This is a genomic window from Rhizobium sp. LEGMi-198b (assembly GCF_054114205.1).
Genome location: NZ_JBSYVH010000001.1, coordinates 1,027,341 through 1,050,206, shown reverse-complemented (window position 1 = coordinate 1,050,206; position 22,866 = coordinate 1,027,341). Strand labels below are relative to the sequence as shown.

Here is a 22,866-nt window from a genome sequence, read left to right as displayed (position 1 = left end):
TCAAAACGGGGCTTGCCATGGCACGGATTTCGATGTCAGACTTGGCCCATGGTATCAAAACGTCTCTCACGGCTCGAAGGTCACCGCCGCAAGTTCATGGCGGTCATCGACGGCACCCCTGAATGCCAGCGTGCCGTCCATTACGCCGGCCGGCGCGCCAAGAATTCCAACGGCGGCCTTGTGCTCCTCTTTGTGATCCCCGAAGGCGATTTCCAGCAGTGGCTGGGCGTCGAGGAGATCATGCGGGCCGAAGCGCGCGAGGAGGCCGAGGCGGCAACGGCCAAGGCGGCGCAGATCGTGCGTGAAAATATCGGCATCGATCCGGAGATCGTCATTCGCGAAGGGGCGGCCGCCGAGCAGATCAATGCGGTGATCGAGGAAGACCGGGACATCGCGTTGCTCGTTCTCGCCGCTGGTTCGGCCAAGGAAGGGCCGGGACCGCTGGTGTCTTCGATCGCCGGGCGTGCCGCGGCCTTTCCGATCCCCGTGACGGTGCTGCCCGATACGCTGACGAACGAGGAAATCGACGCGCTGAGCTAAGTTTTTGGGCCTAATTCTTGAGAATCAGTCTCTTGAATAGCGCGGCCAAAAAGCCTATTTTCTTTTGAAATATTCTAAAGTCGGACACGACAGACGTGGTACGGGGCTTCGGTCTCGCCGCATGGAGATCAAGATGTTCATTCAGACCGAAGCGACGCCGAACCCCGCAACTCTGAAGTTCCTGCCGGGCAAGGTGGTGATGGAAAGCGGCACGGCCGAATTCCGCAACGCCGAAGAAGCGGAAGCCTCGCCGCTCGCTGCTCGCATCTTCGATGTACCCGGCGTTAGCGGCGTCTATTTCGGCTACGACTTCATCTCCGTCTCCAAGGAGAACCAGGAATGGCAGCATCTGAAGCCCGCGATCCTCGGTTCGATCATGGAGCATTTCATGTCCGGCAAGCCGGTCATGGGCGAAAGCTCGGTTCTTTCCGAAGCACAGGACGCCGGCGGTGAGTTCTTCGACGAAGGCGACGAGTCGATCGTGCTGACCATCAAGGAATTGCTCGAGACCCGCGTTCGTCCGGCTGTTGCCCAGGATGGCGGCGATATTACCTTCCGCGGCTTTCGTGACGGCAAGGTCTACCTCAACATGAAGGGATCCTGCTCCGGTTGCCCGTCGTCTACCGCGACGTTGAAGCATGGCATACAGAATCTGCTGCGCCATTTCGTCCCGGAAGTGCAGGAAGTCGAAGCCGTCTAAGCATGGTCCCCAAACATGCGCAGCGGTTTGTGGATAAGATTGTGCAAAAACAGATTTTGGAGTGCAGTGACGGTTTGAAGCTGATTCACTGCACTTCAAGTTTGGCCTTTTCGGAAAAATTGTGATGATCGTACTGGCGCTCGACACGGCAGGTGTGGATTGCGCTGCCGCTGTGTATGATAGCGGCAGTGATTCTGTGATTGGGGAGGTCACGGAAACGATCGGGCGAGGGCATGCCGAACATTTGATGGATGTTGTCGACCGGGCGCTGGCTGAAGCCGATATAGCGCTCGCGGCAGTGGAGCGTGTGGTCGTGACCGTCGGTCCCGGCTCGTTCACCGGCATCCGCATTGGCGTTGCAGCCGCCCGCGGTTTCGCGCTTTCCCTGAACATTCCCGCCGTTGGCGTCACGACCCTCGAGGTCATGGCCGCCGCCGCTCGGGAAACGAATCCGGGTAAATCGGTTCTGGCCGCAATCGACGCCAAGCGCGAGGAGATCTATCTCCAGTCCTTCGATGCCGATGGCCATCCGCTGGATGAGGCGCGCGCCGTGACGATCGATGAAGCGCGTGCGATATCAGATGCTTTCGACGGTGTCGTCACCGGCTCGGCTGTTGCCCGGCTCAGCGACTCTCCGCCGGCGGCGCGGCCGGATGCTTTTCCGATTGCCACCGTCGCCCGGCTGGGCGCTGCCAAACCTGTCAGCGAAAAGCCGAAGCCGCTTTATCTTCGCGGACCCGACGCCAGACCGCAGGCAGGGTACGCAGTCGCCAGGGTATAATCATGCTGGAATCCTATCTCACCCTGAAAGCCGAATACGAGATCGTTCCGATGCAGTTGCAGGATTGTGCCGAGGTGGCGGCGCTGCACGGCGAACGTTTTTCGCGGGTTTGGGACGATAGCGAGTTTCAAAATCTCCTGTCGCAGGACACGACCTTCGGCTTTGTCGCGCGCCAGACCAACGCCATCCTGAAAAAGCCGCTTCCCGGCTTCGTTCTGGCGCGGCAGGCGGCGGGTGAAGCGGAAATCCTGACAGTTGCCGTCAACGCCAAACTTGGCCGCTCCGGCCTCGGCTGGCGGCTGATGCAGGCGGCGTTGCGCGAGGCGCGCAACCGCGGCGGCGAAACCATGTTCCTGGAGGTCGATGGCGGCAATCAGCCGGCGCTCGGTCTCTACCGCAAGCTCGGTTTCGAAACGGTCGGCGAACGCAAGGCCTATTATGTCGACGAAAACGGCGCGAAATCGACGGCGCTTGTCATGCGCCGTGTTCTTCGCTAGTCCGTTGTCCTAGACGAATAGACCGAAGACCGTATTCAATGACCGATCCCGTAAAATCCCTTGAGGAGCTTTGCGCCGAGCGCGGCATGCGCATGACGGAGCAACGGCGGGTCATTGCGCGCATCATCGAGAGTTCGGAAGATCATCCCGATGTCGAAGAGCTGCACCGCCGCTCCGTGAAGGTGGATGCGAAGATCTCGATTTCGACGGTTTATCGCACCGTAAAGCTTTTCGAGGATGCTGGCATCATCGAGCGCCATGACTTCCGTGACGGGCGTTCGCGTTACGAGACCGTGCCGGAAGAGCATCACGATCACCTGATCGACCTGAAGAGCGGCGAAGTGATCGAATTCCACTCGCCGGAGATCGAGGCACTGCAGGAGCGCATTGCCCGCGAACACGGTTTCAAGCTCGTCGACCATCGGCTGGAGCTCTACGGTATTCCGCTGAACAAGGACGAACGCTGAAGTGGCGGCGGTCGTGCGGGAGCGGATGATTTGATAACCTGGCTGCGCGTCGGCTGTGCCGTCTTCGTCATCTGCGTTGTCAGCCTCGTCCTGCTGCCGCTGCAGATTCTTTGCCTGCGCTTCGACTGGAAGCTCAGACGCTATCTGCCGCGCTACTGGCATCGCATCATTTGCCATTGCCTTGGCGTCCGCATCCACATTGTCGGAGAGCTTGAGCGTCGCCGGCCGCTGATGCTGGCTGCGAACCACGCTTCCTGGCTCGATATTCTGGTGCTTTCCGCAGTTGCCGACGTCGCCTTCATCGCAAAATCGGAAGTGCGGGACTGGCCGATCTTCGGACTCTTCGCCCAATGGCAGAAGAGCGTGTTCATCGAACGCGAGCAGAAGCGCAAGACCGGCGACCAAGTGAGCGAGATCGCCGAGCGCATGGCCGATGGCGAGATCATGGTGCTGTTTCCGGAAGGCACGACCTCGGACGGCAACCGTCTGCTTGAGGTCAAATCCTCCTTGTTCGGCGCCGCCGCCGCCGCTTTGCCGAAGACGCCGGATGCCGTCGTTCACGTCCAGCCGGTCGCGGTCGCCTACACCCGTGTCCACGGCGTCGCCATGGGCCGTTATTATCGCCCTATCGCGGCTTGGCCCGGTGATATCGAGCTGGTGCCGCATCTGAAGGGCATCTTTGCCTGCGGGGCCATCGATGTCGATGTCTGCTTTGGCGAGGCGGTGGATTATCGTGCCGATACCAACCGGAAGGAGGTCAGCGCCACCGTGGCGCGGCGCATCCGCACCATGCTGGCGAGCCGGCTGCTCGGCCGCGAGATCGCCTGATATTCCGGCGATTTTAACTTTTTCATTTTCTCAGGAAGCAAAAGCCACTACATAGCGGCCATGACCAAGGACAGTGCACTTCTCGACGCCCCGCAGCCCAATGTTTTAGAGATTGGGATGCGCGATGGCTCCAACAGCCGTAAGGTTTTCATCAAGACCTACGGCTGCCAGATGAATGTCTACGACTCGACACGGATGAGCGATGCGCTCGCCCGTGATGGCTATGAGCCGACCGAGGACATGGAAGAAGCCGATCTCGTCCTGCTGAACACTTGCCACATCCGCGAGAAGGCAGCTGAAAAGGTTTATTCGGCACTCGGGCGCCTGCGCGAGATGAAGAAGCGCAAGGCCGCCGATGGCCGCGACATGATGATCGGCGTCACCGGCTGCGTCGCCCAGGCCGAGGGCGAGGAAATCCTCCGCCGCGCGCCCGCTGTCGACGTCGTCATCGGCCCGCAGACCTATCATCGCCTGCCGGACGCGCTGCGCCGCGCCAAGGAAGGCGAGCGCGTGGTCGATACGGAATATGCGATCGAAGACAAGTTCGAACATCTGCCGATCGCCGAGAGCACCAAAATTCGCGCCCGAGGTGTCACCGCCTTTCTGACCGTGCAGGAGGGCTGCGATAAGTTCTGCACCTTCTGCGTCGTTCCCTATACGCGCGGCTCCGAAGTCTCCCGTCCGGTCGCTCAGATCGTCGAGGAAGCGCAAAAACTTGTGGATGGCGGAGTGCGCGAAATCACGCTGCTTGGCCAGAATGTCAATGCCTGGCACGGAACCGGGCCGAAGGGTGAAGCCTGGAGCCTTGGCGATCTGCTTTACCGGCTGGCTGAAATCCCGGGCCTTGCCCGGCTGCGCTATACCACCAGCCATCCGCGCGACATGGACGACCGGTTGATTGCGGCCCATCGCGATTTGCGCACCTTGATGCCCTATCTCCATCTGCCGGTTCAATCCGGTTCCGACCGCATCCTCAAAGCGATGAATCGGCGGCACACGGCGGCGGAATATCTCGCTTTGATCGAAAAAATCCGTGCGGCACGGCCGGATATCGCCCTTTCGGGTGATTTCATTGTCGGTTTCCCGGGGGAGACAGAGCAGGATTTTGCGGATACACTTCGTCTTGTGGAGGAGGTGAACTATGCGCAAGCCTTCTCGTTTAAATATTCGACGCGCCCTGGAACGCCGGGTGCGGAATTGAAGGGCCAAGTGCCGGAAGAGATCAAGGCGGAACGACTGGAACGATTGCAGGCGCTGCTTTTGAAGCAGCAGCACGCTTTCGCTGATGCCTGCGTCGGCAAGGTGGTCGATATTCTGCTGGAAAAGCCGGGCCGCATGCCGGGTCAGTTGATCGGCCGATCTCCTTGGCTGCAATCTGTGAATGTTGATGCAAAAGCATCGCAAATCGGTGACATTATCAATGTACGAATCATCGGAACCAGCACGAACAGCCTTTTTGCTGAGTTGCTTTAGGTTCCGGACCAGGCAAAGGAGCCGGACCGCTTGAACGGACAGGAATTGGTTTCTTCTTCATCGCGCCAGCCACGCACCGCGAGCGACGCCAATCACTTCATCCTGACGTTCGAGAACAATCGGTTCGCCAGCGAACTTTTCGGACAGTTCGATCAGAATTTGAAGCTGCTCGAAGAGCGTCTGGGCATCGACGCACGCGCACGCGGCAATTCCGTCATTATCACGGGTGATGTGCTGGCCACCAACCAGGCGCGCCGCACGCTCGATTATCTCTATGACAAGCTGCAGAAAGGTGGGAATGTGGAGCGCTCCGACGTGGAAGGAGCAATCCGCATGGCGGTTGCCGCCGATGACCAACTGACGCTGCCGACGATGGAGAAAAAAGCCAAGCTGACGATGGCGCAGATTTCGACGCGCAAGAAGACGATCATCGCGCGCACGCCGACGCAGGACGCCTATATCAGGGCGATGGACCGTTCCGAGATGGTTTTCGGCGTCGGTCCGGCCGGTACGGGCAAGACCTATCTCGCCGTTGCCCACGCCGCTCAGCTTTTGGAGCGCGGCGCGGTCGAGAAGATCATCCTGTCGCGCCCGGCCGTCGAAGCCGGCGAGCGTCTTGGCTTCCTGCCCGGCGATATGAAGGAGAAGGTCGACCCCTATCTCCGCCCGCTCTATGATGCGCTCTACGACATGATGCCGGGCGACAAGGTCGAACGCGCCATCACCGCTGGCGTCATCGAAATCGCTCCGCTCGCCTTCATGCGTGGTCGCACGCTTGCCAACGCCGCCGTCATCCTCGACGAGGCGCAGAATACCACCTCGATGCAGATGAAGATGTTCCTGACGCGTCTCGGTGAGAATTCGCGCATGATCATCACCGGCGACCCCAGCCAGATCGACCTGCCGCGCGGTGTCAAATCCGGCCTGGTGGAAGCCTTGCAGCTCCTGAACGACGTCGAAGGTATAACCATCGTGCGCTTCAAGGACACAGACGTCGTCCGTCATCCCTTGGTGGCGCGCATCGTCAGGGCTTACGACTCGAACTACCTCGCCCCCGTCGCTGGTGGTGAGGCCGATCCGCAGATCTGATGGCCGATCTCGACATACAGATCAGCGTCGAAGAGGGCGGCTGGCCCTCGGAAGAGGCATTGCAGGCCCTGGCCGAGCGCGTGTTGGGCGCGGCTGCGGCCTATCTCGAAAAATACGAGAAGCAGCCTTTTCCGAAAATGGCGCCGGAATTGTCGCTGGTCTTCACCGACGATGCCTCGATCCGGGAGATCAATGCGGAATGGCGCGAGCAGGACAAGGCGACCAATGTCCTGTCGTTCCCCGCTTTTCCGCTGGCGCCTGGCGGCAGACCCGGCCCGATGCTCGGCGATATCATCATCGCCAAAGAGACGGTGGAGCGCGAGGCGGTCGAGCTGGAAAAGAGTTTTGATGACCATCTGACCCATTTGATGGTGCATGGTTTCTTGCATCTCTTCGGCTACGACCATATGAATAATAGCGAAGCCGAAATAATGGAGGGGCTGGAGACTCGCATTTTGGCGGAGCTTGGCCTATCTGATCCCTATGCGGGGCAGGACCCCATTTGACTGAACCCTGTCTGATCAGGAACAATGAGCGACTTTACGACAAGACCGGCCCCCGAGGCCAAAGACGGAGCCGAAACAGCCTCCTCCGATGAGGCGGGCAGTAGTAGCGGCAAACGATCTCACTCCTCCTTCTGGGCCCGCGCTGCGCGCATTTTGCGCCCAGCTCAAGGCTCTGCACGTCTGCGCGAGGATCTCGCCGACGCGCTGATGACCAACGCCACCGATGACGACGCTTTCTCGCCGGACGAGCGGGCAATGCTGCACAACATCCTCCGTTTCCGCGAGGTGCGTGTCGAGGACGTCATGGTGCCGCGCGCCGATATCGAGGCGGTTGACCAGAATATCACCATCGGCGAGCTGATGATCCTGTTCGAGGAGAGTGGTCGCTCGCGCATGCCGGTCTATGCCGAAACGCTCGATGATCCGCGCGGCATGGTGCATATCCGCGACCTCCTGTCTTATGTCGCCAAGCAGGCGCGCAACAAGCGCCGCGGCAGCAATGGCAAGGCAGCAGCAGCCGCAGCGTCGACTGCGAGCCCTGCTGAGAAGCCGCCGCGCTCGGCCAAGCCGAATTTCGACCTTTCGCGCGTTGACCTGCAGAAGACGCTCGCCGAAGCCGGCATCATCCGAAAAATCCTGTTCGTGCCGCCCTCCATGCTGGCGTCGGATCTTCTCCGCCGCATGCAGGTCAACCGCACGCAGATGGCCCTCGTCATCGATGAATATGGCGGCACCGACGGCCTCGCCTCACATGAGGACATCGTCGAAATGGTCGTCGGCGATATCGATGACGAACATGACGACGAGGAAGTCATGTTCAAGCGCGTCTCTGAAGACGTTTTCGTCGCCGATGCTCGCGTCGAGCTGGAAGAGATTGCGGCCGCCATCGGCACCGATTTCGACATCAGCGAGCAGGTGGACGAGGTGGATACGCTCGGCGGTCTGATCTTCTCGGCGCTCGGCCGGATCCCGGTGCGCGGCGAGCTCGTCCAGGCGCTGCCAGGCTTCGAATTCCATATCCTCGATGCCGATCCGCGCCGCATCAAACGGGTGCGCATCACGCGTAAGCGTCATGCCGTGCGCCGCCGTCCGGCCAAGGCCGAGGGGGAAGGTGGCGTACTCGAGCGCGATTTGCCGTCGCCGGATACGCTTCCGGACGAACCTTCGGCAGAACGGAACACGGCCAGCCAATAAATGGCGCTTCAGCAGGACAAACCGCTGCTTTTTTGAAAGACTGCGGCCAATGATTCGCAGTTTGGACGGAGCGCGCGCATGGAACGGCTTTCGGGCAAGGTTATCCTCGTCTGGGGTTTCAAGCGCGCATTTCTCGCCATCGTTGCCGGAGCCATCGGCGTCCTCGCCTTGCCGCCCTTCGGCTTCTTCGCGGCGATGTTCGTCTCTTTCACGCTGCTTGTCTGGCTGCTGGATGGCGCTGCCGCCGGTCCCGATAGCGGCTTCCTTGGGCGCCTCTGGCCGGCTTTTGCCATCGGCTGGCTGTTCGGCTTCGGTTATTTCGTCGCCGGTCTCTGGTGGCTCGGCCATGCGCTTCTGATCGATGCCGATGCGTTCGCCTGGGCGCTGCCGCTGGCGATCCTCGGTCTGCCGGCGTTTCTCGCGATTTTCTATGGCGTGGCGGCGGCGCTGGCCCGGCTGCTCTGGTCGGACGGCATGGGGCGCATTGCCGCGCTCGCCTTCGCCTTTGGCCTGCTGGAATGGCTGCGCAGCTTCCTTTTCACCGGCTTCCCCTGGAATGCCATTGGCTATGGCGCCATGCCCATCCCGCTGATGATGCAATCGGCGCATGTGATCGGCGTGCTTGGCGTCACCGTGCTTGCGGTCTTCGTTTTCGCGTCCCCGGCACTGCTTGGAACGCGCCAGGGGCGGGTGCCGGGGATCGGGCTCGCCGTGCTCATCGCCGCCGCGCATTTCGGTTACGGCTATTATGCGCTCAGTCTGCCGGCACCGCCGGCGAGCGGCGGCAAGACGGCCCCGGTGGTGCGCATCGTCCAGCCCGCGATCGACCAGGAAGCCAAGATGGACACTGATGCCGATCGCGCCGCGATCTTCGACAAGCATCTGTCGCTCTCGGTGCAGCCGCCCATCAATGGCGGCAAACGGCCCGACATCATCGTCTGGCCGGAGACCGCTGTCCCCTTTATTTTGACGGATAATCAGGACGCGCTGACCCGCATTGCCGATCAGCTCGACGATGACCAGATCCTGATCACCGGCGCCGTTCGCGTCGAGGACATGGGTCCCGGTCTCGAGCCGCGCTATTACAACTCCATCTATGTGATCGACGGCCGCGGCCAGATTATCGGTGCCTCCGACAAGACCCATCTTGTGCCGTTCGGCGAGTACGTGCCCTTCGAAAACATCCTCGGTTATCTCGGAATTCAGAATGTCATCGAGTTGCCGGGCGGGTTTTCAGCGGCCGCCAGCCGGCAGTTGCTGACGCTGCCAAGCGGCGTCAAACTTTATCCGCTGATCTGTTACGAGATCATTTTCCCGAACGAAATGACACCGGAAATCCAGCAAGCCAACGCCATTCTGAACGTTACGAATGATGCCTGGTTCGGCGACACGCCAGGCCCCTATCAGCATTTCCTGCAGGCGCGGGTAAGGGCTGTCGAACAGGGTTTGCCGCTGATTCGCAGCGCCAATACGGGTGTTTCGGCCTATGTCGACGCTCACGGACGTTTGATTTCCGGAATCGACTTTAATGAGCAAGGATTTGTCGACGCCACTTTGAGTAGCGCAACCGTGTCGCCTATCGACGATAGGATACGAAATGCATACTTCTGGTTGGCAATCGGGGTAGTCGGTATAATCGCTGTGATTTCACGCATGGGTTTTATTTCAAGGGCGAATTGACCAAAAAACCCTAAAATTGCATAGTGGTTGTTGTCTGCCTTTTGAACGTAAACTAGAAGCCGGGTGGGGCGTCGGCTGCAACGTAGCGTTATAGGGGTGGTTAAGGGCACCGGATGGCAGGACCTGAATTCAACCTATGTTAGGGCAATTATGATGATTGAGAACAAAAAGAAGCCGAACCCCATCGACATCCATGTCGGTAGCCGCATCCGCCTCCGCCGTACCATGCTGGGCATGAGCCAGGAGAAGCTCGGCGAGAGCCTCGGAATCACTTTCCAGCAAATTCAGAAGTATGAGAAAGGCACCAACCGCGTTGGCGCCAGCCGTCTTCAGAATATTTCCAGCATTCTTAACGTTCCGGTTTCCTTCTTCTTCGAGGACGCGCCGGGTGAGCATGCGGCAACCGCCGGCGGCATGGCCGAGGCTTCCAGTTCCAATTATGTGGTCGATTTTCTCTCTTCCTCGGAAGGGCTGCAGCTCAACCGCGCCTTCGTGAAAATTTCCGATGGCAAGGTCCGCCGCAAGGTGGTCGAGCTCGTCAAGGCCCTCGCAGCCGAGGCCGACGCCGAATAAGCGTTTTTAAGCAGCGCTGCAGTGGCAAAGTCACAAGGCGGTCATTTTGGCCGCCTTTTCCATGTTTATGGCAAAATTTTATCACTTTCGCCGGGATATAAAGATATATTTATGTCCTTCTGTGGCTTGTTTTTCGCGCTCGAGACGAATATCAAAAGCGGAGATTTGTTCTTTGAGGGGAATCCCATATGCGCGCGAATTATCTGTTTACCAGCGAGTCTGTTGCCGAAGGTCACCCGGATAAAGTCTGTGACCGCATCTCCGACGAAATCGTCGATCTGGTCTACCGCGAAGCGGCAAAGACCGGCGTCAACCCCTGGGGCGTGCGCATTGCCTGCGAGACCCTTGCCACCACCAACCGCGTCGTCATCGCCGGCGAAGTTCGTCTGCCGCCGAGCCTGATGAAGAAGGACAAGGACGGCAACGACGTCATCAATCCCTCGAAGTTCAAGGCCGCTGCCCGTCGCGCCATCAAGGATATCGGCTACGAACAGGACGGCTTCCACTGGAAGAAGGCGCGCATCGACGTTCTCCTGCATTCGCAGTCCGCCGACATCGCCCAGGGCGTCGACAACGCCGCCGACCAGCAGGGCGATGAAGGTGCCGGCGACCAGGGCATCATGTTCGGCTACGCCTGCCGCGAAACGCCGGACCTCATGCCGGCGCCGATCTACTATTCGCACAAGATCCTGCAGCTCCTCGCTGCCGCCCGCAAGAAGGGCGACGGCGAAGTCGCCAAACTCGGCCCGGACGCCAAGAGCCAGGTGACCGTTCGCTACGTCGACGGCAAGCCGACCGAAGTGACCTCGATCGTTCTTTCCACCCAGCATCTCGATGATAGCTGGGATTCGGCGAAGGTTCGCGCCGTCGTCGAACCCTATATCCGCGAAGCTCTCGGCGAGCTGAAGATCGCGGCCGACTGCAACTGGTACATCAATCCCACCGGCAAGTTCGTCATCGGCGGTCCGGATGGTGATGCCGGCCTGACAGGCCGCAAGATCATCGTCGACACCTACGGCGGTGCTGCACCGCACGGCGGCGGCGCCTTCTCCGGCAAGGACACGACCAAGGTGGACCGTTCCGCTGCCTACGCTGCGCGCTACCTCGCAAAGAACGTCGTAGCCGCCGCTCTTGCCGACCGCTGCACGATCCAGCTCTCCTACGCCATCGGCGTTGCTCAGCCGCTGTCGATCTATGTCGACCTGCACGGCACCGGCAAGGGCGTCAGCGAAGACCAGATCGAAGCGGCGATCCGCAAGAACATGGACCTTTCGCCGACCGGCATCCGCCGCCATCTCGACCTCAACAAGCCGATTTACGCGAAGACCTCGGCTTACGGCCATTTCGGTCGCAAGGCAGGCCGCGACGGCTCGTTCTCCTGGGAGCGCACGGACCTCGTCAAGGCCCTGAAGGAAGCTGTGAAGACCCGGGAAGCTGCATGATCGGTACCGAGCGCCGGTCGCGGGCGACGGAAGCATTCTTCGGCCGGCGCAAGGGAAAGCCTTTGCGCGGCCAGCAGGCCGAAAGGCTGGAAGCGCTGCTGCCGCAATATATCGTCGATCTCTCTGCACCGGCGCCGCAGCCGCTGAATGATCTGTTCCCGGTGCAGACCGAGCGTCTGCGCCTGGAAATCGGCTTCGGCGGCGGCGAACACCTGATCCACCGGGCGCTGGAATCTCCGGCGACCGGCTTTATCGGCGTCGAGCCCTTCGTCAATTCCATGCAGAAGCTGCTTGCCCGCGTCGACGAGACCGGCGCGCGCAACATCCGCGTCTATAATGACGACGCCACGCAACTGCTGGATTGGCTGCCGGAGGGCTGCCTCGACCAGATCGATCTGCTCTATCCCGATCCCTGGCCGAAGAAAAAACACTGGAAGCGCCGCTTCGTCTCGCAGGTCAATCTCGATCGCTTTCACCGGGTCCTGAAGCCCGGCGCCCTCTTCTGCTTCGCCTCCGACATCGACACCTATGTCAACTGGACGCTGCAGCACTGCGCCGCCCATGGCGGCTTTGAATGGACGGCAAACAATGCCAGCGACTGGCTGACGCCTTATGAAGGCTGGCCCAGCACGCGCTATGAGGCAAAAGCCCGGCGCGAGGGACGGTCTTCCGCCTATCTGACGTTCAAGAGAGTTTAAGCGGCAATCCCGCCTCTCGCAATTTCGTGGCACGAAATCGCTCAAATCCTCCCTTCTACCCGTTAGGGTGAAGGAGCTATTGCCATGTGCAAAGCCAGCTTGGAAGGTGGAGTTACAGCTTCTCCTCCGCGGGAGAAGGACGCGCGTCAGCGCCGGTTGAGGGGCATTGCACTGGGATGGAATGCTCTGACGCAATCGCGGTCGCAGCTGCAGAACCTCGATCAATTAATGGCAGGCGGCCTCAATGAAGGCTGACCGTCTTCAGCTCGTCCTCAGCCGCTTTGTAAAACGTGCTGGATCGGTTGTCGGTCAAAAGGATCGGGGTGCCATCGGCGCCGAAAAGCGCCCAGAGGTCGACGTTCGGATCGATGTCCGGCGCCTCGGGAAAGCAACGGGACACTTCGTCCGAATGGATCTTTCTGACATAGGCAACCTCACCCGCACCAATATTGGCGAGTTCGGATTGAGTCAGGCGCGCAGTGGCTTCTCTCAAAAGCATGTTCGTACCTCCAGCATGAGGGACCAGCGGCAATCTGCCGTTGTCTTACTGTGATACCGAAATGTTAATTTTCTTTACCATCCGGTCCGGTTCCGGCCGAATGAGATCGACGGAAAGCAGGCCGTTCTTCAAGACGGCGCCGAGCACCTGCATGCCGTCTGCCAAAACGAAGACGCGCTGGAACTGACGGGCCGCAATGCCGCGATAGAGATAATCGCGCTCCTCATGCTCCACCTGCCGCCCACGGATCAAAAGCTGGTTTTCTTCCGTGGTGATATCGAGCTCGTCTTCCGAGAAGCCGGCAACCGCAAGCGTAATGCGCAGGCGCTCAGGCTCGCCCGAGAGGCGGTCGGCCCGCATGCGTTCGATATTGTAAGGGGGATAACCATCGCTGACCTTGGAAATCCGCTCCAGCGTCTTTTCCATGGTGTCGAAGCCCAGAAGCAGAGGGCTGGCAAAGGGAGTGGTCCGGCTCATGTCTCAAGTCCTTGGTGTCAAGCGACCTTTCCGGACCTGATCTTTCAGCACCCGGTTACGTGTAATATGGGAGCAGGGGCGGGGGAGTGCAAGGAGGCGCGGCCTTCGCATTTGCGAGATTACTTCCGGTATCGCAATGCCAATGGCCACGCCGGCATCCGGCTGCTTGACAAAGCTTAAACGGGCTCGCATCAAGACTGCCAAGCCGCACCGGAGGAAAGCCACAGAGATGACCGAGCCCAGAAAAATTATCATCGATACCGATCCCGGCCAGGACGACGCCGCCGCGATTTTGCTCGCCTTCGGAAGTCGTGAGGAAATCGACGTGCTCGGCATCACCACGGTCGCCGGCAATGTGCCGCTGCGGCTGACGAGCCGCAACGCCCGTATCGTCTGCGAGCTCTGCAACCGTCGCGACGTTAAGGTTTTTGCCGGCGCCGACGCGCCGCTCAAGCGCAAGCTGGTCACCGCCGAACATGTCCACGGCAAGACCGGCCTCGACGGCCCTGACCTGCCGGAGCCGACTATGGAGCTTCAGCCCGGCCATGCCGTCGACTTCATCATCGAGACCCTGCGCAACGAGCCGGCCGGCGCGGTCACGCTCTGCACGCTCGGCCCGCTCACCAATATCGCGCTCGCCTTCCAGAAGGCGCCCGACATCATCGCCCGCGTCCACGAGCTGGTGATGATGGGCGGCGGCTTCTTCGAAGGCGGCAACATCACGCCTGCGGCCGAATTCAATATCTACGTCGACCCGGAAGCGGCCGATGTCGTCTTCCGCTCCGGCGTACCTGTCGTCATGATGCCGCTCGACGTGACCCACCAGCTTCTGACCCGCAAGGATCGTGTGGCTGCTATCGCCGCCGTTGGCACTGCTCCGGCCAAGGCCATGGTCGAGATGCTGGAATTCTTCGAGCGTTTCGATATCGAAAAATATGGCTCAGACGGCGGTCCGCTGCACGACCCCACCGTCATCGCTTATCTGCTGAAGCCGGAGCTTTTCAAAGGCCGCGATTGCAATGTCGAGATCGAGGTTACATCGGAGCTGACCGTCGGTATGACCGTTGTCGACTGGTGGCATGTCACTGACCGTAAGCGCAACGCCAAGGTCATGCGCCATGTCGATGCAGACGGCTTCTTTGCGCTGCTGACCGAGCGCTTTGCACGCATCTGACTTTGCTGCCGCAGGAATATAAAAAAGGCCGCCGGATCGCTCCGGCGGCCTTTTCATGCTTTTTCATTAGTCGGCTTAGAATTCTTCCCATTCACCCTGCGCCAGCGCATTTGCACCCTGGGTCTGCGGACGCGCCTTGCGCGCTGGAGCGGCGGCCGGGGTAGCATTGCGGGTAGGGGCTGGGGCCGGCGTGCGCATCTGCTGAGCGGCAGCGCGCAGCGCGGAGGCATTATCCTGGCTGCCATGCGATACGCGGAAACGGGCGACAAGCGTTTTCAACGTCTGGGCCTCGTCGTTTAGCGTAACGCTGGCGGCGGTGGTTTCTTCCACCATCGCGGCATTCTGCTGCGTCACCTGGTCCATCTGGTTCATGGCCGAGTTGATTTCCTTCAGCCCGATCGCCTGTTCGCTGGCAGAAGCCGAGATCTGGCGGATGAGGCCGTTGATCTCCATCACTTGCTCGGCGATCTTGTGTAGCGCATTGCCCGTGCGGCCGACGAGATCGACGCCTTCCTTGACCTGGCCGGCCGAGGTGTTGATCAGGGTCTTGATCTCCTTGGCGGCATTGGCCGAACGCTGCGCCAGTTCGCGCACTTCCTGCGCCACGACCGCAAAGCCCTTGCCGGCTTCGCCGGCGCGTGCTGCTTCGACACCGGCATTCAGAGCGAGAAGGTTGGTCTGGAACGCGATCTCGTCGATCACGCCGATGATGCGCGAAACTTCCTGCGAGGACTGCTCGATGCCATGCATGGAGGAGATCGCCTTCTGCACGATCTCGCCGGAGCGTCCGGCATCCTCGGATGCCGCGTTGACGCTGCTGGCAGCCGTGCGGGCATTTTCGGCGCTGGAATTGACCTGAGCCGTAAGCTGGTTGAGCGCTGCAGCGGTTTCTTCCAGGCTTGCCGCCTGCTGCTCGGTGCGGCGGGCAAGGTCCGAGGCGCTGTTACTGATCTCGCCCGTGCCGCTGCCGATATTACCGACGCTGAGGTTCATCGTGTGCACCGTCTCTTCCAGGCTGGCGAGTGCGGCATTGAAGTCCTGCTTCAACTGGGCGTATTCGCCGGGGAATTCCTCGGCGATGCGGTGGCCGAGATTGCCCTTGGAAAGCTCGGCCAGGCTCTGGCCGAGAATGGTGACGATGCGCCGCTGCAGCGCCACGGTTTCGCTTCGCTCCGCTTCCGAGCGATAACGTTCGCCTTCGGCGGCACGGCGCTGGTCGTTGGCCTCGGCCTCCAGCCGCTTGGTATCGGCAAGGGCGAAGCGGAAGCCTTCGAGCGCCTTGGCGACCGAGCCGATCTCGTCGGCACGGTTCTGGCCCTCGACGGGTTCGGCATAGTTGCCGGCGCTGAGATCGTTGACGCTGGCGACCAGTCCGCCGAGCGGCTTCTGTACGAAGGCGCGCACGGCGGCGTAGAGCGCCAGCATGACAGCAACCAGCACGAGGACGCCGCCGATGATCATCATATAGGTCTGGTCGCGCACGGGCGCGGCAATCGCACTGTGCGGCACATCGACGAGGACGACCCAGGTGGCATTGAGGCCGGGCACGGCGAACGGATAGACCACACGGTCGAATTCTTCTCCGCCGTTATCGCTAAGGTTTTTCACCAAGCCCGTCGCCGACGAGGTCAATGCCGCCTTGATGGCATCGGCGCCCTCGCCGCTATAGTCCTTCATCAGGAGGTCCTTGTTCGGCGCCACCAGCCACTTGTTGTCCTGGGAGAGCAGGAGGACGCGGCCGGAACCGAAGGGATGGAGGTTCTGCAGTTTGACGGAAAGTGAAGCGAGCGAGATATCGACGCCCGAGACGCCGATCATCTTGCCGCCGGACATCACCGGATAGGCGATCGAGCTCATGGTCGTCGGAACTTCGGTGCCTTCAGCCAAGTATGGCGGAGTGATGGCGCCCTTGCCGCTGTCGGCGGCGAGCTTCCACCATGCGGCGGTGTAGTCGTTGTCGAAGGTGGAGAACTGGATGCCGCCGTCCTTCGTCTTCGACCAATAGGGTGTGAACACGCCCTTGTCGTTGACGCCTTCGTCCTTGTTGTTGGCGAGTTCAGTTGTCTTGCCGTCGAATGTGCCGAGCTTTTCGCAGAACCAACTGCCGAAGGCGAAGGCGTTCTGCTCGACATTGGCCTTGAGGATATTGATAATGCCCTTGCGATCGAAGGTGTGGCCCTCGTGGCCGCGGCCGATGATGGCGGCCATGGAGCGGGCGGCGCTGGCGAGTTCGCCGACATTGGCGGCAATTTCATTGGAGATGGATTTGGCCTCGCTATTGGCCTGATCCATGGTGAGCATTTCCACGCGATCGCGCGTCTGGGAAATCAGCAGGAAGTTGGAGACGAACAGGACAAGCGCAATCGCTACCCCAGTGACCAGGATGAGCTTGGCCGCGAGCGACTTCATATGAAAGATGGACATCATTTCCTCGAGAGAACGATGCGCCGGATGCACATTATCCGGAGCAAGGTCGGCGCAGGGTGGCCCTATCATGGGGCCGCCGTGAGCGCCCGCCGCGGGGGAGCAAACCCAAGGCAGGCAGGAGGAGAATGATTGTGAAGCGCAAAAATTTAATTAATTTGTGCGGCTAGGAATGGTGGGTCTCAAAGACGCGCGGCGACGTCGCCTGCAACCGGAATCGATGGCTGCGCGCCCGGCTTCAGGCAGGCGAGCGAACCGGCGACCGCGGCCCGGCGCAGAGCCGCATGAAAATCCAGGCCCTGGTCGAGGCTGGCGGCAAAATAGCCGCAGAAGGTGTCGCCGGCGCCGACGGTATCGACCGGCTCGATGACGAGACCCTTGGCACGCGAGAGTTCGCCATCGCGGATGGCAATGACGCCGTCGCCGCCGAGCGTGACGATCAGCGTCTGACCCGTTTCGCCATGCAGACGGATTAGTGCCGCCTCGCGATCGCTGGCCGACATATTGTCCTGGCCTGCCAGCCTTTCGAATTCCGTCTCGTTGGCGATGACGATGTCGGCAAGACGTCCGAGCCGTGCCGCATCGGGAATGAGGGGGGCGAGATTGAGAACGGTGCGGATGCCCTTGGCCTTTGCCGCCGCGAGCGCGGTCTCAACGGCGGCGACCGGGATTTCGAATTGCAGCATCAGCGTATCGCTCGGGCTCAGCGTATCGACCACTGCGGTCGCCTGTTCGGCTGTTATCGTGCCGTTGGCGCCGGGCACGACGGCGATCATGTTCTCGCCATCGCCGCCAACGAGGATCAGGGCAGTGCCGGTCGGCTCGGAAACGTGGTTGACGGTGGAAAGATCGGTGCCGGCGGCGTTAAGCAGGGCAAGCGCAGGCTCGGCGAAACCATCATTGCCGACAGCGCCGGTCAAACGCACCGTCGAGCCGGCACGCCGCGCTGCCAAGGCCTGATTGGCGCCCTTGCCGCCGGCAGCGGTGGAAAAGCCGTTGCCCGCCACGGTCTCGCCCGGCTTCGGCAGACGGTCGGTGGTGGCGATGAGGTCCATATTGATGGAGCCGAAAATGGTGATCATGGGATGTTCCGCCCTGCTTGTTGATGTCGCATGATCCATTCAGAACCGATTTATAGGTTTGAGGATCATGCATTGATTTGGCGCGACACTGCCCGAAGCGATCAGTCCTCGTCAACCACCCTGAGCTTGAGTTGGCCGGTGCGGTTGTCGATCGGTTTCGGCCGGTCGTCGGTGGTCGCCTTCGTCGGCTCGCCGGCGGCCTCGAATTCCAGCGCTTCTATCCTCTCGCCGCGGCGTGCCAGCTTGTCGGCGGAGGTGACGATCATGTCGACATCCTTCTGCGCCATGGCGAAATGCCCCTGCAGCTTGCGTACCCGCTCGTCGAGGCGGGAAAGATCGTTCATCAGATGCGCCACTTCGCCCTGGATCATATGTGCCTGCTCGCGCATGCGCTGGTCCTTCAACACCGCCTGGATGACCTGGATCGACAGCATCAGCAGCGACGGCGAGACGATGACAATGCGCGAACGCTGCGCCTTCTGCACGATCGCTTCGAAATTCTCGTGGATTTCCGCAAAGATCGATTCGGAGGGGACGAAGAGGAAGGCCGTATCCTGCGTCTCTCCCTGAATGAGGTATTTTTCGGCGATATCGCGAATATGCACTTCGAGGTCCCGGCGGAATTGCTGCGCGGCGATCTTGCCCTGCTCGGGGCCTGTCGCTGCCGCGTTGCGGATGGCGTTCCAGGCCTCCAGCGGAAATTTGGCGTCGATGACCAGCGGCGGCGAGCCGTTCGGCATGCGCACGGTGCAGTCCGGCCGCGATCCGTTGGAGAGCGTCGGCTGGAAGGCATAGGCGCCCATCGGCAATCCGTCGGCGATGATCGTCTCCATGCGTGCCTGGCCGAAGGCGCCGCGTGTCTGCTTGTTGGAAAGGATTGCCTGCAGGCCGACGACATCCTTTGCCAGCGACTGAATATTGTTCTGCGCAGCGTCGATGACGGCGAGCCGCTCCTGCAGGCGGCGTAGGTTCTCGTGCGTCGAGCGTGTCTGCTCGCCGATCGTCGCCGTCACCCGCTGCGACATGCCGTCGAGCCGTTGATTGATGGCGTGGTTGAACTCCGCTTGCCGCGAGCCGAACACTTCGGCCATGGTGGCGAGCCGCCCCTGCATTTCCGCCTGCGCCCTGAGAAGCGCCGCCATATTGTGCTCGGCATCCTCGGCCCGCAGCATATCCTCCTCACCCCGCCGCCCATTGTTGTTGAGGACAAGGACGATAACGGCGATCAGCAGCAGGATGACAAGGCCGGTCAGAACCGGAACTGCCGGAATCTCTTGGCCGAAGAGCATAAAGGACATGATATCGGATACTCGTGGAACTCGTGCCTGCACCATAACAAAACTTTGGAGAATATCCAGATCAAAACGTGAACAAAATTTTAGGGAGTTATGATCGACCTGAAGTCGCAAGCGTTGAAAAAACACCCTCCAACCGCCATCTAAATAATTCCATCGCACTGCAAGATGCGTTATGGGAAACTTCATGACGATCAAGCCACTCATCATTTTGCCCGATCCGTTGCTCCGCCAGGCCTCCGCGCCTATCGAGCGCGTCGATACCGAAGTCCAACGCCTTGCCGACGATATGCTGGCGACCATGTACGATGCGCCAGGCATCGGCCTTGCGGCCATCCAGATCGGCGTTGCCCGCCGCATGCTGGTGATCGACGTGTCGCGCGAAGGCGAGGACAAGCAACCGCTGGTCTTCATCAATCCCGAAATCGTCGCCTCTTCGGATGAGCGCTCGGTTTATGAGGAAGGCTGCCTCTCCATTCCGGATTATTATGCCGAAGTCGAGCGTCCGGCCCGCGTTACCGTCAAGCATCTCGACCGCGACGGCAAGGAACAGATCGTCGAGGCCGACGGCCTGCTCGCCACCTGTCTTCAGCACGAGATCGACCACCTGAACGGCGTGCTATTCATCGACTACATCTCGCGCCTGAAGCGTGACATGGTGATCAAGAAGTTCACCAAGGCGGCGAAGGCAAAGGCGCTCTGAAGGGAAGGTTGAAAAACCATCCGGGCAGGCCTATGATATCAGTGATATCAAATGGAGGTGCTGAATGAGCGACCTTTTGATTCGCGATATTCCGGATGCCATGAAGCATGATCTCGCAGAGCGGGCAAAACAGACTGGCCGCAGTCTCTCCGACGAGGCAAAGGAGCTTTTGCGGGCGGCGTTAGTGGCGGAGGATGCTAACGCCGGTCGCAGCGGATTGTCTGCGTGGGATGTTTTGCGTCCCATTTTCTATACCGAAGATGCTGCTGCTGCCGAAGAATATGGGCGCATCATGAAAGAGATCGAAGCGGAACGGAAAAAGGATTTCGGCCGACCAGTTGAGGATTTCGAGTGATCCTGCTCGATACGAATATCCTCTCCGAATTGACGAAGCCTGTGACCGACCGCAATGTCGAAGCATGGTTTCAGATGCAACCCATCATGAATCTCTATCTCTGTGATATTGTGGTGATGGAGCTGTCTTATGGGGCGGAACGCTTCTTACTTCGAACGGGATCGTACCGCTACATTCAAATGTTCAACGAGCAACTCGTTTCTTTTCGCGGCAGGATCCTGCGTTTCGATCATCAATCGGCCATCGAAACCGGTCGCATTCGAGCGGGGCGTGAAAGGACCGGCTATCAGATCTCCGTCCAGGACGCCATGATCGCTGCCATCTGCCTAGCACAAGGCGCGACGCTGGCGACGCGGAACACAAAAGACTTCGAGGGGCTTGATCTTAAGCTCGTAAACCCGTTTGAAGGCGGTTAGGGCCTGATCTCCAAAAAATCGCAAAGCGATCTTTGGCCAAGATCATGCCAAACGAGAGAATTCAGCCGGACGGATCGCATGTCGCTCAGCATCATCTTTATGGGAACGCCCGAATTTTCCGTGCCGACTTTGCGGTTGCTGGTCGATGCGGGACACCGGATTTGCGCTGTTTATACGCAGCCGCCAAGGCCCGGCGGGCGGCGTGGGCTCGATCTCCAGAAGTCGCCGGTGCACCAGGCGGCGGAGCTGCTCGGCCTGCCGGTTTTCACGCCCGTCAATTTCAAGGAGCCCGAAGAGCGCCAGCGTTTTCGCGAGCTCGATGCCCATGTCGCCGTGGTGGTCGCCTATGGCCTGCTGCTGCCGGAGGCAATCCTCTCGGGTACGCAGTTCGGCTGCTATAACGGCCATGCTTCGCTGCTGCCGCGCTGGCGAGGTGCTGCGCCCATCCAGCGGGCGATCATGGCCGGCGACAAGAAGACCGGCATGATGGTGATGAAGATGGACAAGGGCCTCGATACCGGTCCGGTCGCACTCACGCGGGAAGTGGAGATCGGCGACACGATGACGGCGGGCGAGTTGCACGACAAGCTGATGATGGTTGGCGCCAAGGCGATGGTCGAGGCGATGAACAAGCTGGAGCATGATGAACTGCCGCTGACCGCGCAGGCTGCCGAGGGCGTCCTCTACGCCGCCAAGATCGATAAAAGCGAGACACGCATCGATTTCAGCAAGCCGGCTGCGGATGTTCACAACCATATTCGCGGCCTCTCGCCCTTTCCCGGCGCCTGGTTCGAGGCCGAGATCGCCAGCCGGCCAGAACGGATCAAGGTTCTCGGCTCCGAACTTGCCGAAGGCGAGGGCGCGGCCGGCGAAGTGCTGACCGACGGTCTGGTCATCGCCTGCGGTTCCGGCGCCGTCCGGCTGACGAAATTGCAGAAGGCGGGCGGCAAGCCGCTGGCTGCGGCCGATTTCCTGCGCGGCACGCCGATTGTGCCGGGCACGATGTTGGCGGCGGGACCAGCCTGATGCCTCGTTACCGCATGACCGTCGAATATGACGGCATCCCTTATGTCGGCTGGCAGCGCCAGGACAACGGTCCTTCCGTGCAGGGCGCGATCGAGGGCGCCATCTTGTCTCTGACTGGCGAAAAGGTCTCCATTCGCGGCGCGGGACGCACCGATTCCGGCGTGCACGCGATGGGCCAGGTCATGCATGCCGACCTCTCTAAGGAATGGAAGACCTACACGCTCCGCAATGCGCTCAATGCGCATCTGAGGCTTGCCAAGGAGCGGGTCGCCATTCTCGATATCGCCGAGGTTGATGCGCACTTCGACGCACGCTTTTCGGCCATCCGCCGCCACTATCTCTATCGCATCATCACCCGCCGTGCGCCCTTGGCATTGGAAGCCGGGCGTGCCTGGTGGGTGCCGAAGGATATGGATCATGAGGTCATGCATGCGGCGGCCCAGACGCTGGTCGGCCGGCATGATTTCACCACCTTCCGTTCGGCCCATTGCCAGGCCAATAGTCCGGTGCGCACGCTCGACCGGCTGGATGTGACCCGCAATGGCGAGCTCATCGAAATCCGCGCCACGGCGCAGAGTTTCCTGCACAATCAGATCCGCTCGTTCGCCGGCACGCTGAAGCTTGCAGGCGAGGGAAAGTGGACTGTGGACGACGTGCGCGCTGCGCTGGATGCGCGAGACCGCAAGGCATGCGGCCCCGTCGCTCCGCCGGATGGGCTCTATTTCATGCAGGTGGATTATCGCGACGGCGTTGGGCCGGTGGACGCCGATGACGAACAGGACGATTCCTAGCCTCCGTTGGATGGCTCGGGATGCCTGTCAGCGACGACACTATCCTTCGACAGTATTTCTGCGTCGATTCCACCCTCTCCTCAGCCCCGAGAGCGGCATCCAGCCCATCGGGCGGCGGCCGCCTCCGTCAATTGACACACTCAGCGTCTGAGCTGC

General features: G+C 60.6%; 25 protein-coding genes. 20 read left to right on the top strand and 5 right to left on the bottom strand.

The features are described from left to right. Nucleotides 1–48 precede the first annotated feature (48 nt). The 14 genes from ACXHXG_RS05130 to trmB all read left to right on the top strand — a co-directional run bounded on the left by ACXHXG_RS05130 (nucleotide 49) and on the right by trmB (nucleotide 12,468). Nucleotides 49–540 carry a universal stress protein gene (locus ACXHXG_RS05130; protein ID WP_104821831.1) on the top strand — a complete coding sequence of 164 codons (492 nt, stop codon included), beginning with the start codon at nucleotides 49–51 and terminating at the stop codon, nucleotides 538–540. Between the two features lie 133 nt (nucleotides 541–673). Next, a complete protein-coding gene (locus ACXHXG_RS05125; RefSeq protein ID WP_283048840.1) occupies nucleotides 674–1,240 on the top strand; it encodes a NifU family protein in 567 nt (188 codons plus the stop codon). Between the two features lie 124 nt (nucleotides 1,241–1,364). Next, complete coding sequence (gene tsaB, locus ACXHXG_RS05120; protein ID WP_283048842.1) at nucleotides 1,365–2,021, top strand: tRNA (adenosine(37)-N6)-threonylcarbamoyltransferase complex dimerization subunit type 1 TsaB; 657 nt, start codon at nucleotides 1,365–1,367, stop codon at nucleotides 2,019–2,021. 2 nt (nucleotides 2,022–2,023) lie between these two features. Next, nucleotides 2,024–2,518, top strand: a complete 495-nt coding sequence (locus tag ACXHXG_RS05115; RefSeq protein ID WP_283048844.1) for a GNAT family N-acetyltransferase — start codon at nucleotides 2,024–2,026, stop codon at nucleotides 2,516–2,518. A gap of 38 nt (nucleotides 2,519–2,556) precedes the next feature. After that, nucleotides 2,557–2,985: a Fur family transcriptional regulator gene (locus ACXHXG_RS05110; protein ID WP_104821835.1), complete on the top strand. Its 429-nt coding sequence runs from the start codon at nucleotides 2,557–2,559 to the stop codon at nucleotides 2,983–2,985. Nucleotides 2,986–3,015: 30 nt separating this feature from the next. Beyond that, nucleotides 3,016–3,813 carry a lyso-ornithine lipid O-acyltransferase gene (gene olsA, locus ACXHXG_RS05105; protein WP_283048846.1) on the top strand — a complete coding sequence of 266 codons (798 nt, stop codon included), beginning with the start codon at nucleotides 3,016–3,018 and terminating at the stop codon, nucleotides 3,811–3,813. Between the two features lie 60 nt (nucleotides 3,814–3,873). Then, nucleotides 3,874–5,286, top strand: a complete 1,413-nt coding sequence (miaB, locus tag ACXHXG_RS05100; protein WP_457898632.1) for a tRNA (N6-isopentenyl adenosine(37)-C2)-methylthiotransferase MiaB — start codon at nucleotides 3,874–3,876, stop codon at nucleotides 5,284–5,286. A gap of 30 nt (nucleotides 5,287–5,316) precedes the next feature. Continuing rightward, on the top strand, nucleotides 5,317–6,375 hold the full coding sequence (locus ACXHXG_RS05095) for a PhoH family protein (protein WP_104821838.1): 1,059 nt from the start codon (nucleotides 5,317–5,319) through the stop codon (nucleotides 6,373–6,375). Then, the gene (gene ybeY / locus ACXHXG_RS05090; RefSeq protein ID WP_457898631.1) at nucleotides 6,375–6,881 is read left to right on the top strand and encodes an rRNA maturation RNase YbeY; all 507 of its coding nucleotides are present in this window, start codon (nucleotides 6,375–6,377) and stop codon (nucleotides 6,879–6,881) included. Before ACXHXG_RS05095 ends, ybeY begins: the two co-directional genes overlap by 1 nt. Nucleotides 6,882–6,905: 24 nt before the next feature. Continuing rightward, the gene (locus tag ACXHXG_RS05085) at nucleotides 6,906–8,075 is read left to right on the top strand and encodes a hemolysin family protein (protein ID WP_457898630.1); all 1,170 of its coding nucleotides are present in this window, start codon (nucleotides 6,906–6,908) and stop codon (nucleotides 8,073–8,075) included. 78 nt (nucleotides 8,076–8,153) lie between these two features. Continuing rightward, nucleotides 8,154–9,755 carry an apolipoprotein N-acyltransferase gene (gene lnt, locus ACXHXG_RS05080; RefSeq protein WP_457898629.1) on the top strand — a complete coding sequence of 534 codons (1,602 nt, stop codon included), beginning with the start codon at nucleotides 8,154–8,156 and terminating at the stop codon, nucleotides 9,753–9,755. 153 nt (nucleotides 9,756–9,908) lie between these two features. After that, on the top strand, nucleotides 9,909–10,328 hold the full coding sequence (locus tag ACXHXG_RS05075) for a helix-turn-helix domain-containing protein (RefSeq protein WP_104821842.1): 420 nt from the start codon (nucleotides 9,909–9,911) through the stop codon (nucleotides 10,326–10,328). A 188-nt stretch (nucleotides 10,329–10,516) separates the two neighbouring features. Further along, nucleotides 10,517–11,770 carry a methionine adenosyltransferase gene (gene metK / locus ACXHXG_RS05070; RefSeq protein ID WP_104821843.1) on the top strand — a complete coding sequence of 418 codons (1,254 nt, stop codon included), beginning with the start codon at nucleotides 10,517–10,519 and terminating at the stop codon, nucleotides 11,768–11,770. Further along, nucleotides 11,767–12,468: a tRNA (guanine(46)-N(7))-methyltransferase TrmB gene (gene trmB / locus ACXHXG_RS05065; RefSeq protein ID WP_457898628.1), complete on the top strand. Its 702-nt coding sequence runs from the start codon at nucleotides 11,767–11,769 to the stop codon at nucleotides 12,466–12,468. The genes metK and trmB overlap by 4 nt, the downstream gene beginning before the upstream one ends. Before the next feature lie 241 nt (nucleotides 12,469–12,709). Here the strand turns inward: trmB and ACXHXG_RS05060 are convergent, their stop codons facing one another. Both ACXHXG_RS05060 and ACXHXG_RS05055 read right to left on the bottom strand, forming a co-directional pair. Then, nucleotides 12,710–12,967, bottom strand: coding sequence for a BQ00720 family protein (locus ACXHXG_RS05060; protein ID WP_104821845.1), 258 nt, complete (start codon nucleotides 12,965–12,967; stop codon nucleotides 12,710–12,712). 45 nt (nucleotides 12,968–13,012) lie between these two features. Continuing rightward, nucleotides 13,013–13,444 carry an Hsp20 family protein gene (locus tag ACXHXG_RS05055; protein ID WP_104821846.1) on the bottom strand — a complete coding sequence of 144 codons (432 nt, stop codon included), beginning with the start codon at nucleotides 13,442–13,444 and terminating at the stop codon, nucleotides 13,013–13,015. A gap of 229 nt (nucleotides 13,445–13,673) precedes the next feature. Here ACXHXG_RS05055 and ACXHXG_RS05050 point away from each other — a divergent pair, with 229 nt between their 5' ends. After that, entirely contained in the window at nucleotides 13,674–14,618 is a 945-nt protein-coding gene (locus ACXHXG_RS05050) for a nucleoside hydrolase (RefSeq protein WP_457898627.1), read from the top strand. Nucleotides 14,619–14,693: 75 nt separating this feature from the next. Here ACXHXG_RS05050 and ACXHXG_RS05045 read toward each other — a convergent pair whose 3' ends face one another. The 3 genes from ACXHXG_RS05045 to ACXHXG_RS05035 form a co-directional block, all read right to left on the bottom strand. Continuing rightward, the gene (locus ACXHXG_RS05045; RefSeq protein ID WP_457898626.1) at nucleotides 14,694–17,042 is read right to left on the bottom strand and encodes a methyl-accepting chemotaxis protein; all 2,349 of its coding nucleotides are present in this window, start codon (nucleotides 17,040–17,042) and stop codon (nucleotides 14,694–14,696) included. 182 nt (nucleotides 17,043–17,224) lie between these two features. Further along, nucleotides 17,225–18,124, bottom strand: a complete 900-nt coding sequence (locus tag ACXHXG_RS05040) for a ribokinase (protein WP_104821849.1) — start codon at nucleotides 18,122–18,124, stop codon at nucleotides 17,225–17,227. A 101-nt stretch (nucleotides 18,125–18,225) separates the two neighbouring features. Beyond that, the gene (locus ACXHXG_RS05035; RefSeq protein WP_457898625.1) at nucleotides 18,226–19,422 is read right to left on the bottom strand and encodes a DNA recombination protein RmuC; all 1,197 of its coding nucleotides are present in this window, start codon (nucleotides 19,420–19,422) and stop codon (nucleotides 18,226–18,228) included. 184 nt (nucleotides 19,423–19,606) lie between these two features. Here ACXHXG_RS05035 and def point away from each other — a divergent pair, with 184 nt between their 5' ends. The 5 genes from def (at nucleotide 19,607) to truA (ending at nucleotide 22,710) form a co-directional block, all read left to right on the top strand. Beyond that, complete coding sequence (gene def, locus ACXHXG_RS05030) at nucleotides 19,607–20,122, top strand: peptide deformylase (RefSeq protein WP_104821851.1); 516 nt, start codon at nucleotides 19,607–19,609, stop codon at nucleotides 20,120–20,122. A 76-nt stretch (nucleotides 20,123–20,198) separates the two neighbouring features. Then, complete coding sequence (locus ACXHXG_RS05025) at nucleotides 20,199–20,477, top strand: FitA-like ribbon-helix-helix domain-containing protein (RefSeq protein ID WP_260303320.1); 279 nt, start codon at nucleotides 20,199–20,201, stop codon at nucleotides 20,475–20,477. Continuing rightward, on the top strand, nucleotides 20,474–20,893 hold the full coding sequence (locus tag ACXHXG_RS05020) for a type II toxin-antitoxin system VapC family toxin (protein WP_457898624.1): 420 nt from the start codon (nucleotides 20,474–20,476) through the stop codon (nucleotides 20,891–20,893). Before ACXHXG_RS05025 ends, ACXHXG_RS05020 begins: the two co-directional genes overlap by 4 nt. 78 nt (nucleotides 20,894–20,971) lie before the next feature. Further along, complete coding sequence (gene fmt, locus ACXHXG_RS05015) at nucleotides 20,972–21,919, top strand: methionyl-tRNA formyltransferase (protein ID WP_104821854.1); 948 nt, start codon at nucleotides 20,972–20,974, stop codon at nucleotides 21,917–21,919. Then, nucleotides 21,919–22,710 (top strand): tRNA pseudouridine(38-40) synthase TruA, encoded by a 792-nt coding sequence (gene truA, locus ACXHXG_RS05010; protein WP_104821855.1) that lies wholly within the window; start codon nucleotides 21,919–21,921, stop codon nucleotides 22,708–22,710. Before fmt ends, truA begins: the two co-directional genes overlap by 1 nt. The last annotated feature ends 156 nt before the right edge of the window (nucleotides 22,711–22,866 follow it).

What these genes read in the sequence shown, in the direction of transcription:
- ACXHXG_RS05115 (WP_283048844.1), top strand. Translation starts at nt 2,024, where the DNA reads ATGCTGGAATCCTATCTCACCCTGAAAGCCGAATACGAGATCGTTCCG.
- miaB (WP_457898632.1), top strand. Translation starts at nt 3,874, where the DNA reads ATGACCAAGGACAGTGCACTTCTCGACGCCCCGCAGCCCAATGTTTTA.
- ACXHXG_RS05045 (WP_457898626.1), bottom strand. Translation starts at nt 17,042, where the DNA reads ATGTCCATCTTTCATATGAAGTCGCTCGCGGCCAAGCTCATCCTGGTC.
- def (WP_104821851.1), top strand. Translation starts at nt 19,607, where the DNA reads ATGACGATCAAGCCACTCATCATTTTGCCCGATCCGTTGCTCCGCCAG.
- ACXHXG_RS05075 (WP_104821842.1), top strand. Translation starts at nt 9,909, where the DNA reads ATGATTGAGAACAAAAAGAAGCCGAACCCCATCGACATCCATGTCGGT.
- ACXHXG_RS05130 (WP_104821831.1), top strand. Translation starts at nt 49, where the DNA reads ATGGTATCAAAACGTCTCTCACGGCTCGAAGGTCACCGCCGCAAGTTC.
- ACXHXG_RS05060 (WP_104821845.1), bottom strand. Translation starts at nt 12,967, where the DNA reads ATGCTTTTGAGAGAAGCCACTGCGCGCCTGACTCAATCCGAACTCGCC.
- ACXHXG_RS05110 (WP_104821835.1), top strand. Translation starts at nt 2,557, where the DNA reads ATGACCGATCCCGTAAAATCCCTTGAGGAGCTTTGCGCCGAGCGCGGC.
- ACXHXG_RS05125 (WP_283048840.1), top strand. Translation starts at nt 674, where the DNA reads ATGTTCATTCAGACCGAAGCGACGCCGAACCCCGCAACTCTGAAGTTC.
- metK (WP_104821843.1), top strand. Translation starts at nt 10,517, where the DNA reads ATGCGCGCGAATTATCTGTTTACCAGCGAGTCTGTTGCCGAAGGTCAC.
- lnt (WP_457898629.1), top strand. Translation starts at nt 8,154, where the DNA reads ATGGAACGGCTTTCGGGCAAGGTTATCCTCGTCTGGGGTTTCAAGCGC.
- ACXHXG_RS05085 (WP_457898630.1), top strand. Translation starts at nt 6,906, where the DNA reads ATGAGCGACTTTACGACAAGACCGGCCCCCGAGGCCAAAGACGGAGCC.
- fmt (WP_104821854.1), top strand. Translation starts at nt 20,972, where the DNA reads ATGTCGCTCAGCATCATCTTTATGGGAACGCCCGAATTTTCCGTGCCG.
- tsaB (WP_283048842.1), top strand. Translation starts at nt 1,365, where the DNA reads ATGATCGTACTGGCGCTCGACACGGCAGGTGTGGATTGCGCTGCCGCT.
- ACXHXG_RS05035 (WP_457898625.1), bottom strand. Translation starts at nt 19,422, where the DNA reads ATGTCCTTTATGCTCTTCGGCCAAGAGATTCCGGCAGTTCCGGTTCTG.
- ACXHXG_RS05055 (WP_104821846.1), bottom strand. Translation starts at nt 13,444, where the DNA reads ATGAGCCGGACCACTCCCTTTGCCAGCCCTCTGCTTCTGGGCTTCGAC.
- ybeY (WP_457898631.1), top strand. Translation starts at nt 6,375, where the DNA reads ATGGCCGATCTCGACATACAGATCAGCGTCGAAGAGGGCGGCTGGCCC.
- truA (WP_104821855.1), top strand. Translation starts at nt 21,919, where the DNA reads ATGCCTCGTTACCGCATGACCGTCGAATATGACGGCATCCCTTATGTC.
- trmB (WP_457898628.1), top strand. Translation starts at nt 11,767, where the DNA reads ATGATCGGTACCGAGCGCCGGTCGCGGGCGACGGAAGCATTCTTCGGC.
- ACXHXG_RS05050 (WP_457898627.1), top strand. Translation starts at nt 13,674, where the DNA reads ATGACCGAGCCCAGAAAAATTATCATCGATACCGATCCCGGCCAGGAC.
- ACXHXG_RS05040 (WP_104821849.1), bottom strand. Translation starts at nt 18,124, where the DNA reads ATGATCACCATTTTCGGCTCCATCAATATGGACCTCATCGCCACCACC.